Here is a 13328-nt window from a genome sequence, read left to right as displayed (position 1 = left end):
ACGTCAGACGCCGGGCCCTGCCCGGCGTTTTTATGTGCCGAGCCCGGATGCGGCGCGCGGCCCCCCTCCCCTGCCGGCAGGCATGACCCGCGGCTGCGGGCCGTTCAGGCCTGCAGTTCGGCATCCCAGTACAGGAAATCCATCCAGCTTTCGTGCAGATGGTTGGGCGGGAACTTCCGGCCCACATTCATCAGCTCGGAGGCGCCGGGCTGGCGCGGCGGCTTGCGCAGGCTCATGCCCACCTGCCGCAGCGATTTCGACCCCTTGCGCAGGTTGCAGGGCGAACAGGCCGCCACCACGTTCTCCCAGCTGGTGATGCCGCCACTGGCGCGGGGCACCACATGGTCAAAGGTCAGATCGCCCTTGCTGCCGCAATACTGGCAGCGGAATTCATCCCTCAGAAAAAGATTAAAGCGCGTGAAGGCCACGCGCTTTCTGGGTTTGACGTAATCTTTCAGCACCACGACGCTGGGAATTTTCAGCGTCATCGAGGGGCTTCGCACCTCCTCGTCATATTCGGCGATGATGTCGACCCTGTCGAGGAAGGCCGCTTTCACCGCCTCCTGCCAAGGCCATAAGGACAGAGGATAGTAGGACAGCGGCCGATAATCCGCGTTCAGCACCAGCGCCGGGTGGTTCCGCAGCGCCGCCGGTTCCCTCACGAAATGTGTTCTGAAATCGCCGTCCATGGGTGACTCGTCCCCCGCCCTGTCTGCTTGCCGTCAAGCACCAGAGCGGGACCACCCGCCCCAGCATCCCAGCCACTATATATCGCGGGAGACTTCTGGCAAGCCTCGCTATATGCGGTGACTGCCCTGTGGATAGGTCATGCCCATGACAGCGGCATGACAAGACAGGGCCAATGCCGGGGGCGTGAGGCTCAGAAACCGCACTTGTCGCGCAGGAAGGCCAGCGCCACACCCAGCCCGTCGGGCGCGATGCCATGGGCGGTGCCCTGCATCACGTGGGCATAGACCTCTTTCCAGCCCGCCTCCTGCAGCGCCTCCACGGCGGCGGGCAGCGACTGTACCGGCACCACGTCATCCTCGTCGCCATGCAGCAGCAGCACGGGCGGGCGGCTCTGCACCTCGTCCGCCAGCGACTCGGGGTCGAGCAGGCGCCCGGAAAAGCCCACCACGCCCGCCAGCTCGTCCTCGCGGCGCGGCGCCACATGCAGCGCCATCATCGTGCCCTGCGAAAACCCGACCAGCGCCACCTGTTCCGGCATCAGATCCTGATCCACCATCAGCGCATCCAGAAACGCATCCAGATCCCGCACCGCGCGGGCCATGCCCTGCATCGATTCCTCCTCCGAGGATCCGTCGATCCACGGAATCGGAAACCACTGAAACCCGAACGGCGCCCCCGCACAGGCCTCGGGCGCGTCGGGGGCGACAAACAGCGTGTCGGGCAGATGCTCCGCCAGCGGATCGGCCAGCCCCAGCAGATCGGCGCCATTGGCGCCATAGCCATGCAGGAACACCACGCAGGACCGGGTCTCCCCGGACAGGGCCTCTTTGCGGCCAGCCTTCAGAACACGGGTCATGCTATCCCTTCCCTCTGCTTTTGCACATGGTAGTAGGCCCAGAGCGCGCGCGCCGCAACTGCCCGCCACGGGCTCCACGCCTCGGCCATGGCGCGCAGGCCGCGCTCCCTTGGCCGCTCCTCCAGATCAAAAAGCAGCCGCGCGCCTTCCTGCAGGGCCAGATCGCCGGGCGCAAAAACATCGGCATGACCCAGCGAGAACATCGCATAGATCTCGGCGGTCCAGACCCCGATGCCCTTCACCGCCGTCAGATCCGCCACCACCTGTTCGGTGGGCGCCTCGCGCAGCGCGTCAAAATCAATGCCTGCCGCCGCCAGCGCCTGCGCATAGCCCGCCTTCTGCCGCGACAGGCCCAGCCCGCGCAGCGCCTCCGGATCCGCCGCAAGGATCGCTGCAGGCGTCACCATGCCCGCCCCCTCCAGCCGCGCCCAGATCGCCCGGGCCGAGGCAACGCTGACCTGCTGGCTGACGATGGCCGACAGAAGCTGCGCGAACCCGTCCTCCCGGCGCCGCAGCGGCAGCGGCCCGGTCAGATCCAGCGCATGGGCAAAACGCGGCTCGGCCGCCGCCAGCCACGCCGCCCCCTCCGCGACGCAGGCCTCGCTGGTGATGATGCGGCCCGCCATGTCCGCTCCTTTTCTTCTGACCTCAAATATCCCGGGGGTCCGGGGGCAGCGCCCCCGGCCTCGGCCCCAGCCTGCGGCACCTTCGCACAGCCATGGCTCTTGCTCCAGCCGCGGCTTGCGCCTACCGATATGCGCATGAGCAGCCAATCCCCCTCCCGCGCCACCCGCAACGTCACCGTGCTTGTTCTGGCGCAGGCTCTGCTGGGCGCGCAGATGCCGATGATCTTCACCATCGGCGGGCTGGCGGGGCAGTCGCTGGCCACCAATCCCTGCTTCGCCACCCTGCCGATCTCGCTGATCGTGCTGGGCTCCATGCTGTCGGCGACGCCGGTCTCGGCCTTCATGCAGCGCTTCGGACGGCGCGCGGGCTTCCTGCTCGGCACGCTCGGTGGCACGCTGGGCGGCGTGGTCGGTGCGGTGGGGCTTTACCTGCATTCCTTCCCGATCTTCCTCGCGGGCAGCCTGCTCACCGGGCTCTACATGTCGGCACAGGGCTTTTACCGCTTCGCCGCCGCCGACACCGCCCCCGAGGCCTTCCGCCCCAAGGCCATTTCCTATGTCATGGCGGGCGGGCTCGCCTCGGCCATCATCGGCCCGCAGCTGGTGAAACTGACGGCGGGGGCCTATGTGGTGCCGTTTCTGGGCACCTATGGCGCGGTCATTGCCATCAACCTCGTGGGCTCGCTGCTCTTCCTGTTCCTCGACATTCCGCGCCCGCCCAAGCCCGATGCCGATGCCCCGCGCGGGCGCAGCGCGCTGGAACTGCTGGCCACACCCCGCATCGCCGTGGCGGTGATCTGCGGCATGGTCAGCTACGCGCTGATGAACCTCGTGATGACCTCGACCCCTCTGGCGGTGGTGGGCTGCGGCTACGAGACCTCGGATGCCGCCAATGTGGTCACGGCGCATGTGCTGGCGATGTTCGCGCCCTCTTTCGTCACCGGCCATCTGATCGCGCGCTTCGGCGTCGAACGCATCATGGCGATCGGCCTGATGATTCTCGCCGCTGCGGGCGGGGTCGCGCTGACCGGCGTCGCGCTCGAGAATTTCTTCGTGGCCCTCGTGCTTCTGGGGATCGGCTGGAATTTCGGCTTCATCGGCGCCACGTCCATGCTGGCGGGGGCGCATACGGCGGCGGAGCGCGGGCGGATGCAGGGGCTCAACGACCTTCTGGTCTTCGGCGGCGTCACCTTCGCCTCGCTCGCCTCGGGCGGGCTGATGAACTGCTCGGGCGGCACGGCACAGGCGGGCTGGACCGCCGTAAACCTCGCCATGGCGCCGTTTCTGGTGCTGGCGGGCGCCGCGCTGATCTGGCTGGTGCTGCGCCCGCGCGACAGCGCCCCCCAGAGCTGAGCCCGCTAAAGCAGCAGCCCCCGGCGCAGCAGCGACAGGCGGCGCAGCACCTCCGGGCCGCCCAGCCGACCCTCGGGCACCGCCGCCGGATCGCGCAGCGCCCGGCGCAGGATCCCCGGCGCGCGCCAGCAGGCCAGCTCGGCAATGCTCAGCGGCCGGTCCGCCTGCCCCGACACGCCCTCCAGATGTCCGCGCAGCAGCGCCGCAAACTCCGCCTCGGTCATCGCGGGCAGCGGATTGACCCCGCGCGCCAGAAACTCCGGCACCGCCAGCAGGTAATTGGCCAGGGCCGACCGTGTTCCCGCCGCGCGGGCCCGCGCCTCCTGCGCCGATCCCAGCGCCCGCGCCGCTGCCCACAGCAGCGCGCCGCCGGTCTCGGCCAGATAGGCGCGCAGGGTCGGCACATCCGCCATCGGCTCGCGGGCGGCATCGCGCCGCCGCGCCTCGACCACCGGCATCAGCAGCCGCGCGCCTTCGGCATCCAGCAGCCGCGACAGCGGCGTGGCCACCTCGTGCCGCCGCACCCCCGCGCCCGAGGCGATCTCCGCCAGCACATCGGCCCACCACTGCACCCGCATCTCCGCGATCAGCGGCTCCTGCGTGGCCCAGGGCGCGCGCGCCACTTCAAGGTTGAAGGCATAAAGCACAAAAAGCCCGGGCCGCTGCGGCGCAGGCGCCGCCATGACGGCGGCGAACCGGTCGGGATCGCCCCGCTCCACCAGACCCGCACAGGCGGTCACATCCGCATCGAACCCCAAAGTCCCGCTCATGCCGCAGGCCCCGCGCCGCAGTCGCGGATCAGCTTCCAGCGCACCGCATCCAGCAGCGCCTCGAACGAGGCGTCGACGATGTTCGCGCTGACCCCCACGGTCTGCCAGCGCCGCCCCATGCCGTCCTGACTGTCGATGATCACCCGGGTCACCGCCTCGGTGCCGCCTTGGGTGATGCGCACCTTGAAATCCACCAGCCGCATGTCGTCGATCACCGACTGGTAGCGGCCCAGATCCTTGGCCAGCGCTTTTGACAGCGCATTGACCGGCCCCTGATCGCAGCCCGCCGCATCAAGGCTTTCCGACACCGACAGCGTCTGCTCGCCATCGATGCGCACCACCACCACCGCCTCCGACAGCGTCACCCGGCGTCCCTGCGCGTCGCGCCGCCGCTCGATGGTCACGCGGTAGCGCTCCACCTCGAAAAACTCCTGCAGGCAGCCCAGTTCCTCGCGGGCCAGCAGCTCGAAACTGGCCTGCGCGGTGTCATAGGTATAGCCCTCCGCCTCGCGCGCCTTGATCCGCTCAAGGATGCGCCCCAGCGCGGGCGCGTCGCGCGGCACCTCCAGCCCCATCTCCGCCAGACGGCGGCGCAGGTTCGACTGCCCGGCCTGATTGGACATCGGGATCACCCGGCGGTTGCCCACAAGCGCCGGATCCACATGCTCATAGGTCGCAGGATTCTTGAGGATGGCCGAGGCATGCAGCCCCGCCTTATGGGCAAAGGCGGAACTGCCGACATAAGGCGCCTGCCGCAGCGGCACCCGGTTCAGGATCTCGTCCAGCATCCGGCTGACCCGGGTCAGCCCCTCCAGCGCCGCCTCGGTCACGCCGATGTCGAACCGCCCGGCAAAGGGCGGCTTCAGCAGCAGCGTCGGGATGAGCGAGGTCAGGTTGGCATTGCCACAACGCTCGCCCAGCCCGTTGAGCGTGCCCTGCACCTGCCGCACGCCCGCCTCCACCGCCGCAAGACTGCCCGCCACCGCCTGTTCGGTGTCGTTATGGGTGTGGATGCCCAGCCGGTCGCCCGGCAGGCCGCGCGCGATCAGATCCGCCACCACCGCGCCGATCTGCCCGGGCATGGTGCCGCCATTGGTGTCACAGAGCACCACCCAGCGCGCCCCTGCCGCCAGCGCCGCCTCCAGACAGGCCACGGCATAACCCGCATCCCCGGCATAGCCGTCAAAAAAATGCTCGGCATCAAACAGCGCCTCGCGCCCCTGCGCCACCACATGCGCGACCGAGGCGCGGATCGCCTCAAGGTTCTCCTCGCCGGTGATCCCCAGCGCCTCGGTCACCTGAAACAGATGCGTCTTGCCCACCAGACAGACCGCAGGCGTGCGCGCATCCAGCACGGCGGCGAGCACATCGTCATTTTCGGCGGACCGCCCGGCGCGCTTGGTCATGCCAAAGGCGGTGAGCGTGGCGCGGGTCGCGCCCACCTCCTCGAAAAACGCGCTGTCGGTGGGGTTGGCGCCGGGCCAGCCGCCTTCGATGTAATCGACCCCCAGCGCGTCCAGCGCCTGCGCGATGCGCAGCTTCTCGGCGGTGGAGAAAGCCACGCCCTGCGTCTGCTGCCCGTCGCGCAGCGTGGTGTCGTAAAGATAAAGCCGCTCGCCGCCCATCACGCTCTCCCGGTTTCCATTGGCCACAAATATCCTCGGGGGGGCTCGGCAAGGCCGAGCGGGGGGCAGACAGCCCCCCTCCCCGCGTCCCGTCCCGCACAGAAGCCAGAGGTCATTCCAGCCCCTCCAGCGCGGAGGCATCGAACCCCGCCCCCGGCACCAGCTCCACACCCGCCTTGGACATGCGCACCTCGACCCCCGCCGCCACCAGCGCCGCCTTGAGCCGGTCCACTTCGGAAAAATCCTTGGTCTCCATGGCCGTGGCGCGGATCTCGGCCAGCCGCGCCGCAAGGCCGGACAGATCGGCGCCCGCCACGGCCCAGTCGCCCAGATCCGCCGTCAGCAGCCCCAGAAGCTGCGCCCCGGCTTTCAGCCCGGCGGCATCTCCGGCAGCCGCGAGCCGGTGCAGTTCGGTGATCGCGCCAGCGCTGTTGAGATCCTCCGCCACCGCGCGCAGCACGGCCTCGGGCAGCGCCCCCGCCGCCACATCCGCCGTCAGCGCGCGCCACTTGCGCAGCACCGCCTCCGCCTCGCGCGCCTTCTCCGCCGTCCAGTCCATCGGCTTGCGGTAATGGGTGGAAAGCATGACGAAGCGGATCACCTCGCCGGGGATGCCCTGATCCAGCAGGTCGCGCACGGTGAAGAAATTGCCCAAGGATTTGGACATCTTCCGGCCTTCGACCTGCAGCATCTCGTTATGCAGCCAGACCTTGGCAAAGCTGCCTTCGGGATGGGCGCAGCAGCTTTGCGCGATCTCGTTTTCGTGGTGCGGGAACATCAGGTCGTTGCCGCCGCCATGGATGTCGAAAGACGCGCCCAGCAGATCCTGCGCCATGGCCGAGCATTCGATATGCCAGCCCGGACGGCCCCGGCCCCATGGGCTGTCCCAGCCCGGAAGCCCGGCGGCAGAGGGTTTCCACAGCACAAAATCCATCGGGTTGCGCTTGTAGGGCGCCACCTCGACCCGCGCGCCCGCGATCATGTCCTCCAGAGACCGGCCCGACAGCGCGCCATAGTCCGCATAGCTTTCCACGGCGAACAGCACATGGCCTTCGGCCTCGTAGGCATGGCCCTTGGCGATCAGATCCGCGATCATCGCCACCATCTGCGCGATATAGCGCGTGGCGCGCGGCATGTGGTCGGGTTCGGCCACGCCGACCGCCGCCATGTCGTCGAGATACCAGCCGATGGTCTCTTCGGTGATCTCGGCGATGTCGCGCCCGGTCTCGGCGGCGCGGGCGTTGATCTTGTCATCCACGTCGGTGAAATTGCGCACATAGGTGACATGCTCGGCGCCATAGACATGGCGCAGCAGCCGCGCCAGCACGTCAAAGACGATGGCCGGGCGGGCATTGCCCAGATGGGCGCGGTCATAGACGGTGGGTCCGCAGACATAGACCCGCACATTGGCGGGATCGAGCGGGGTGAACCGCTCCTTCGTCCGGCTGCGGCTGTTGGTCAGAAAGATGTCCATGGCGCGCTCCTTCGCACGGGGTCGCGGCGGGAGTAGCAACTTCGCTTCTGGATGGGAATAGAAGACCGGCCCGCCGAAAGATCAGCGGGTAATGCAGCAGATCGGGAGGATCAGGTGCTGGGTCATGGCCCGACCCTAGCCTGCGCCGCGCGCCGCGTAAAGCCCGCGCCCCGGCCCGCGCGTGGCAGGGGAAACGGGGTCCCGCAGGGCCCCGCTTGCCTGCTGTGGCCCGGGTCTTACTGGCCCGCGCGTTCCGCCTCCAGCCGCCGATAGGCCGCGACATTGCTGTTATGGTCGTCAAGATTGGTGGCGAAGTTATGCCCGTCCGCCGGATCCAGCGTCTTGGCGACGAAGTAGATGAACTCGCTCTCCGCCGGGTTCAGCGCCGCCTCGATGCTGGCGCGGCCCGGATTGGCGATGGGCGTCGGCGGCAGGCCCGCGATGACATAGGTGTTATACGGCGTCTCTGCCCGCAGTTCGGACTGCCGGATGCCGCGCCCCAGCACGCCCTGCCCGTTGGTGATGCCATAGATCACCGTGGGGTCGGTCTGCAGCCGCATCCCGCGCTCCAGCCGGTTGACGAAGACGCTGGCCACCAGCGGGCGCTCTTCGGCGCCGCCGGTTTCCTTCTCGACGATGGAGGCCATGGTCAGCGCGTCCTGCGGCGTCTCGTAGGGCAGGCCCTCGGCGCGGTTCTCCCATGCCTGCGTCAGGATCGCCTGCTGCGCCTCCTGCATGCGCACCAGCAGATCGGCGCGGCTGTCGCCCGGCGTGATCTCGTAGCTGTCGGGGGCCAGCGCGCCTTCGGCGGGCAGTTCGGCCACCTCGCCCTCCAGCACGTCGATCTGGCCCAGTTCCTGCACCACCTGCCAGCTGGTCACGCCTTCGGCCAGCGCCACGCGGAACCGCGTGCCCAAGCCGGTCTTGAAGCTTTCGTATTCCGCCGGGGCCTCGCCCGCGCCGGGATCGAATTCCAGCACCTCGGCATAACGCCCGGTGGCGGGGTCAAGCTCGCGCACCTGCACTTCGGCGGCGGTGACGCCGATGCGGTAGACCACCTCGGTCCCGCAGGTCGAGGCGCCGCCGCGCGTCACGATGCCCAGAATCTCCGACATCGAGGCGCGTTCGGGCACCAGATAGGATCCGGCCTTCAGATCGCCGGTCTTTTTCTCGTAATCCGCGCCCAGCCGGAACAGCACGTCGGACGAGATCGCCCCCTGCCCGGCCAGATCTTCCGACACGCGGGACATGTTGGACCCGCGCGCCACCTGCAGGCAGATGGGCTGCGCCAGCGGCCCTTCGGAGCTGTATTCCTCTTGCGCCCAGAGCAGCACACCGCCCGCCAGAAACACCAGCACGACAAGGAAGGTCAGCGCGTTGGAGGCGATGTGGCGCCACATCTCAGCGCACCTTTCCGAAGATCACGCTGGCATTGGTCCCACCGAAGCCAAAGCTGTTGGAGAGCGCAAGGTCGATCTTGCGCGGACGTTTGGCATTGGGGGCAAGGTCGATGGGCGTTTCCACCGCCGGATTGTCCAGATTGATGGTCGGCGGCGCCACCTGATCGCGAATCGCAAGGATCGAGAAGATCGCCTCGATCGCGCCCGCCGCCCCCAGCAGATGGCCGGTGGCGGATTTGGTCGAGGACATGGTGACGTTCTGCGCGTGATCGCCCATCAGCCGCTCCACCGCCGCAAGCTCGATCACATCCGCCATGGTCGAGGTGCCATGGGCGTTGATGTAATCGATGTCCTGCGGCTGCAGGTTGGCCGAGCGCAGCGCCGCGCGCATCGACCGCTCCGCGCCCTCGCCGGTCTCGGCAGGGGCGGTGATGTGATAGGCGTCGCCCGACATGCCATAGCCCAGCACCTCGGCATAGATCTTGGCGCCGCGCGCCTTGGCGTGTTCGTATTCTTCCAGCACGACGATGCCCGCGCCCTCGCCCATCACGAAGCCGTCGCGGTCGGCATCATAGGGGCGGCTTGCCTTTTCCGGCTCATGCGCGCGCTTGGTGGACAGGGCCTTGCAGGCGTTGAACCCGGCAATGCCGATCCGGCAGATCGCCGCCTCGGCGCCCCCGGCCACCATCACGTCGGCATCGCCGAAGCTGATCAGCCGTGCCGCATCACCGATGGCATGGGCCCCGGTGGAACAGGCGGTGACCACGGAATGGTTCGGCCCGCGGAAGCCGTAGCGGATCGACACCTGACCGGAGATCAGGTTGATCAGCGCCCCCGGCACGAAGAACGGCGAGACGCGGCGCGGGCCCTTCTCTTCCATCATGACGGCGGTGTTGGCGATGGAATTTAGCCCGCCGATGCCCGATCCGATCAGCACGCCGGTGCGTTCCTGATCCTCGGGGGCGGTGGGTTTCCAGCCGCTGTCCTCCACCGCCTGCTGGGCGGCGGCCATGCCGAACAGGATGAAGGTGTCGACCTTGCGCTGCTCCTTGGGCTCCATGTAGCGGTCCGGATCGAACTCGCCGGGGCCGGAGCCGCGTTTGACCTCACAGGCATAGGTCGTGGTCAGACCCTCGGTGTCGAACTGCTGGATCGGCCCGGCTCCCGACTGCCCCGCCAGCAGCCGTTCCCAGCTTTCTTCGACCCCGTCCGCCAGCGGCGTGACCAGCCCCAGCCCTGTGACCACAACGCGACGCATCGTTAAGCCCTTCCCTCAAGTTTCTCACGTTGATCCCGCTCTTACCCCGTGCGCGGCGCGCGGGGCAAGTCCATGCGCAGGGTCAGGATCAGTCCTGACCTAGTCTTGATCGTCATCACGCCCAGTCCGGGCCAAGATCCGCCCGTGTCCTGTCGATCCAGTGCTCCCGCAGCCAGCCGCAGGGCTTCGAATGCCGGATCAGGCTGCCGTTCCAGCCCTCCAGCGCCTCGGTCATCTTGGGATGACCGTGAAAACACACCACGCGGGCCTCGGCGGGCAGGCGCGGCGGGTGGATCCAGTTGCGCGGAAACGGGTTGCAGTCATATTTGAACGACACCACCCACGGATCCGGCAGATAGGTGAACACGCCCCGGTCCATCGCCTTGTGGCTGGTATAGCGCTGTTCGGAGCCGCGCGCGCGTTCCACCTCGGCATAGGGCGCGCGGGCCAGATCCTCGTAAAGAAAGCCGTGCTGCGCCGGATCGAAGCGAAAGACCGAGCCATGGCCGGTGGGGCGGCCCTTGCGCTTTTCCACCCAGTCATGGCGCATGGCCACCGTGCCCGGCGCCAGATCGTGGAGCGGCCCCAGCGGCCCGGTGATGACCACATCCAGATCGAAGCCCAGCACGGGCCCCTCCAGATCGGGCACCAGACCGGGGCGGAACAGCGACACCTTGCGCATGGCGCCCTGCCGGTTGGCCACAGCCAGCGCCGCCGCCATCGGCCCGGCAAAGGGCTCCACCGGCAGCGGCAGCACCTCGATCTCGGGATGCAGCCCGGCGCCGTGTTCGGTCATGCAGAAAAAGCGCACCGGGCGGTCCATGTTGCGCCGCACCCCGGAATAGAGCCGGTTGACATATTCCGGCCCGAAGGCCGTGCCCCATTTGATGCAGAAGATATTGGCCTGCATGTCCGTCCCCGCTGCCCCGTCGCTCCGCGCCCGGGCTTAGCCCAAAGCCGCAGCCCCCGCCACCCGCTTCGGCAAAGCCCCGCCGACGGCCGCGCACGCCTGCCCTGCGGCATTGACCCGCGCCCGCCCCGCGCCAGTCTTTTTCCTCATCCTTCCGGCAGACTGCCCTTCCCATGCCGCCCCAGCAGAAAGACACGCCCATGTCCGATCCGCACTCCTCCCGCGAAACCCCGCCGCCGCTCTCCCCGCAGGCTCAGGCCGAGGCCGCCTATTTCCTCTGGCTCGCCGAAGGCCGCCCCGAGGGCCGCGCCGCAGAACACTGGGCCGAAGCCGAAGCGGCCCTCGCCGCCAAGCCCCACCGCCGCAAGACCGCCGAGGCCAAGGCCCCTAAGGCACCAAAGGCGGCAAAACCCAAGTCGGCAAAACCCGCCAAGGCCGCGCCCGCCGAAAAACCCGCCAAGGCGAAGGCCCCGCGCAAACCCCGCGCCAGCCCCGAAAGCTGACCGCCGCTTCTTCTGACCAGAAATATCCCGGGGGAGTCTGCGCCCCGCGCAGACGGGGGCAGAGCCCCCGGCCCGGCCATCAAGTGGCGTTTTCTCCCCGTGACTATGCGGCAGACTCGCGTTGCGAGAACATCATGCGGGATCCCCTGCAACGCCGGTGGCAGCGCGATGCGCGGTGAGGTCTGTCGCATTGTCGGCCACCAAGCCGAAGTCGGCCCGCGGCTCACGCTTCGGCGTGACGCGCCCGACGCGGGCCGCTAGGGGTTCCTTCGCGTGGCAGCGGCAACCAGACCTAGGGTGCAGCGCGTGGCGCTGCCGGGGGCGAGCCTGCGGTCCGGCGCACGATGTCGTCATGGGCTGCGGCAAACCAGGCGCCAAGCCTGGAGGGATCTCCGCTTACGTAAAGCTCACCGCTTGCTCGGGCTTCCTCTTGGACCTGCGCATAGGCCGGGTCGGAACTGTAGATCTGGTTCAGCCTCTGCGCCACCAAGGCGGTCACCTTGATGGTAATGTCCCCCAGCTCATGTGGCGCCACACCGACGCAGAAGCCCGGCACCCCGTTCCTGATGTCGAACCGGAGTCCCTGAAAAAGTCCCGGTGAAAGTTCGAACCCGTCGATGTAGTGCTCGACCAAGGACAGGTTCAGATCGTCAGGCAGGGCCGCTGACCGCGCGGCAGCCTGCAGGACCTCTCCGACCATGGTCAGCCAGTCGTGGCTGCCCGCAGTATGGTTGATCTTGGATGTCATGGCGGATTTCCTTTGCTCGACCTCCGGGGAAAGGGCCCTGCCCCTCGCCCCGGAGGCGCGTTTCGGTCAGGCGACGCTCAGGACGATCTTGCCCTGAATATGCCCCTCGGCGGCGCGCAGGTGGGCATGCGCCGCGTCGGCAAGCGGGAAGGCGGTGTCGATCACCACGTGGAGCGTGCCGTCGTCCAGCAGACGCGCCGCGGCATCAAGCTGGGCCCCGCTGGAGCGCACCTGCGTCGAGGAGACGGTCACGCCAAGACGGTCCGCCTCGGCATGGCCGTCGAATCCCAGCGGATTGACGATGAACAGCGCCCCGCCCGGCTTCAGGCAGCCCAGGAACCGAGCAGCGGCGGCCCCGCCGACACAGTCGAGCACGAGATCCAGATCCGCGCAGACCGCTTCGGGCTTCGCCTGCGTATAGTCGATGACCTCGTCCGCGCCGAGCCCGCGCAGAAGATCCCCGTGCCGGTTTGAGGCAACCGCGATCACATGTGCGCCCCGCCACTTGGCGATCTGAAGCGACAGATGCCCGACGCCGCCAGCGGCGCCGTTGACCAGAACACGCTTGCCCGCAAGCGGGACCGGCGCATGGGCCTGCGGCTGGAACGGGTTCGCGGCGTCATGCCCAAGCTCGACCAGGAACTGCCAGGCGGTCAGCAGGGACATGGGCGCACCGGCGGCGTGCTGGTGACCGATCCCCGCCGGCTTGTGGCCGACCTGATTGGCAGGAACGGTGACATATTCGGCATGCGCGCCAGCCCCCTCCACGAGGGCATCGGGAAAGCGCACCATGGCGTAGACCTCGTCTCCGGGGGCGAAGCCGGTCACGCCCTCTCCGGCCAGATCGACCACGCCCGAGACATCGGTGCCGAGGATCAAGGGGAACGCCCCCTCGGGCCGCCATTCCGGGGGGAGCGCGCGGTAGCCGTCCCGCAGATACCAGTCCGGAGGATTGAGGCTCGCGGCCATAACGCGGATGCGGATCTCGCCCCGGGCGGGTCTGGGGATCGGGGCGTCCTCGTAGGACAGGACCTCGGGTCCGCCAAAGGCATGCTGGCGAACGGCTTTCATCATTTCGGTCATCTTGGGGGTCCTTTCAGGGCCGTCTGTGATGA

The 13328-nt window shown here is 68.3% G+C and carries 13 protein-coding genes; 2 read left to right on the top strand and 11 right to left on the bottom strand.

Annotated features, from left to right (window positions below):
• Window positions 1-104: 104 nt before the first annotated feature.
• The 3 genes from BLR51_RS18975 to BLR51_RS18965 all read right to left on the bottom strand — a co-directional run bounded on the left by BLR51_RS18975 (window position 105) and on the right by BLR51_RS18965 (window position 2172).
• Window positions 105-689, bottom strand: coding sequence for an HNH endonuclease (locus BLR51_RS18975; protein ID WP_089849924.1), 585 nt, complete (start codon window positions 687-689; stop codon window positions 105-107).
• Between the two features lie 191 nt (window positions 690-880).
• Window positions 881-1546: an alpha/beta hydrolase gene (locus tag BLR51_RS18970; RefSeq protein WP_089849922.1), complete on the bottom strand. Its 666-nt coding sequence runs from the start codon at window positions 1544-1546 to the stop codon at window positions 881-883.
• Complete coding sequence (locus BLR51_RS18965) at window positions 1543-2172, bottom strand: DNA-3-methyladenine glycosylase family protein (RefSeq protein ID WP_089849920.1); 630 nt, start codon at window positions 2170-2172, stop codon at window positions 1543-1545. The genes BLR51_RS18970 and BLR51_RS18965 overlap by 4 nt, the downstream gene beginning before the upstream one ends.
• 135 nt (window positions 2173-2307) lie before the next feature.
• Here BLR51_RS18965 and BLR51_RS18960 point away from each other — a divergent pair, with 135 nt between their 5' ends.
• Window positions 2308-3525, top strand: a complete 1218-nt coding sequence (locus tag BLR51_RS18960) for an MFS transporter (RefSeq protein WP_089850001.1) — start codon at window positions 2308-2310, stop codon at window positions 3523-3525.
• Window positions 3526-3530: 5 nt separating this feature from the next.
• Here the strand turns inward: BLR51_RS18960 and BLR51_RS18955 are convergent, their stop codons facing one another.
• The 6 genes from BLR51_RS18955 to BLR51_RS18930 all read right to left on the bottom strand — a co-directional run bounded on the left by BLR51_RS18955 (window position 3531) and on the right by BLR51_RS18930 (window position 10962).
• Window positions 3531-4295, bottom strand: coding sequence for a squalene/phytoene synthase family protein (locus BLR51_RS18955; RefSeq protein ID WP_089849918.1), 765 nt, complete (start codon window positions 4293-4295; stop codon window positions 3531-3533).
• Entirely contained in the window at window positions 4292-5920 is a 1629-nt protein-coding gene (gene cimA / locus BLR51_RS18950; protein WP_089849916.1) for a citramalate synthase, read from the bottom strand. Before cimA ends, BLR51_RS18955 begins: the two co-directional genes overlap by 4 nt.
• Before the next feature lie 112 nt (window positions 5921-6032).
• The gene (gene cysS, locus BLR51_RS18945) at window positions 6033-7394 is read right to left on the bottom strand and encodes a cysteine--tRNA ligase (protein WP_089849914.1); all 1362 of its coding nucleotides are present in this window, start codon (window positions 7392-7394) and stop codon (window positions 6033-6035) included.
• A gap of 236 nt (window positions 7395-7630) precedes the next feature.
• Complete coding sequence (gene mltG / locus BLR51_RS18940; RefSeq protein ID WP_089849912.1) at window positions 7631-8794, bottom strand: endolytic transglycosylase MltG; 1164 nt, start codon at window positions 8792-8794, stop codon at window positions 7631-7633.
• A gap of 1 nt (window position 8795) precedes the next feature.
• A complete protein-coding gene (gene fabF / locus BLR51_RS18935; protein ID WP_089849910.1) occupies window positions 8796-10052 on the bottom strand; it encodes a beta-ketoacyl-ACP synthase II in 1257 nt (418 codons plus the stop codon).
• 115 nt (window positions 10053-10167) lie between these two features.
• Window positions 10168-10962 carry a glycosyl transferase gene (locus BLR51_RS18930; protein WP_089849908.1) on the bottom strand — a complete coding sequence of 265 codons (795 nt, stop codon included), beginning with the start codon at window positions 10960-10962 and terminating at the stop codon, window positions 10168-10170.
• Window positions 10963-11162: 200 nt separating this feature from the next.
• Between BLR51_RS18930 and BLR51_RS18925 the strand changes: the two genes are divergently transcribed.
• A complete protein-coding gene (locus BLR51_RS18925; RefSeq protein WP_089849906.1) occupies window positions 11163-11465 on the top strand; it encodes a DUF2934 domain-containing protein in 303 nt (100 codons plus the stop codon).
• A gap of 292 nt (window positions 11466-11757) precedes the next feature.
• On the opposite strand, the gene BLR51_RS18920 is transcribed toward BLR51_RS18925, so the two are convergent.
• A complete protein-coding gene (locus BLR51_RS18920; protein ID WP_089849905.1) occupies window positions 11758-12213 on the bottom strand; it encodes a hypothetical protein in 456 nt (151 codons plus the stop codon).
• A 66-nt stretch (window positions 12214-12279) separates the two neighbouring features.
• Complete coding sequence (locus BLR51_RS18915) at window positions 12280-13296, bottom strand: NADP-dependent oxidoreductase (RefSeq protein ID WP_089849903.1); 1017 nt, start codon at window positions 13294-13296, stop codon at window positions 12280-12282.
• Between the last annotated feature and the right edge of the window lie 32 nt (window positions 13297-13328).

This window comes from Salipiger marinus, from assembly GCF_900100085.1.
Classification (GTDB): domain Bacteria; phylum Pseudomonadota; class Alphaproteobacteria; order Rhodobacterales; family Rhodobacteraceae; genus Salipiger; species Salipiger marinus.
Note: the sequence above shows the minus strand (reverse complement) of the source record. Positions and strands in the feature narration are given on the sequence as shown.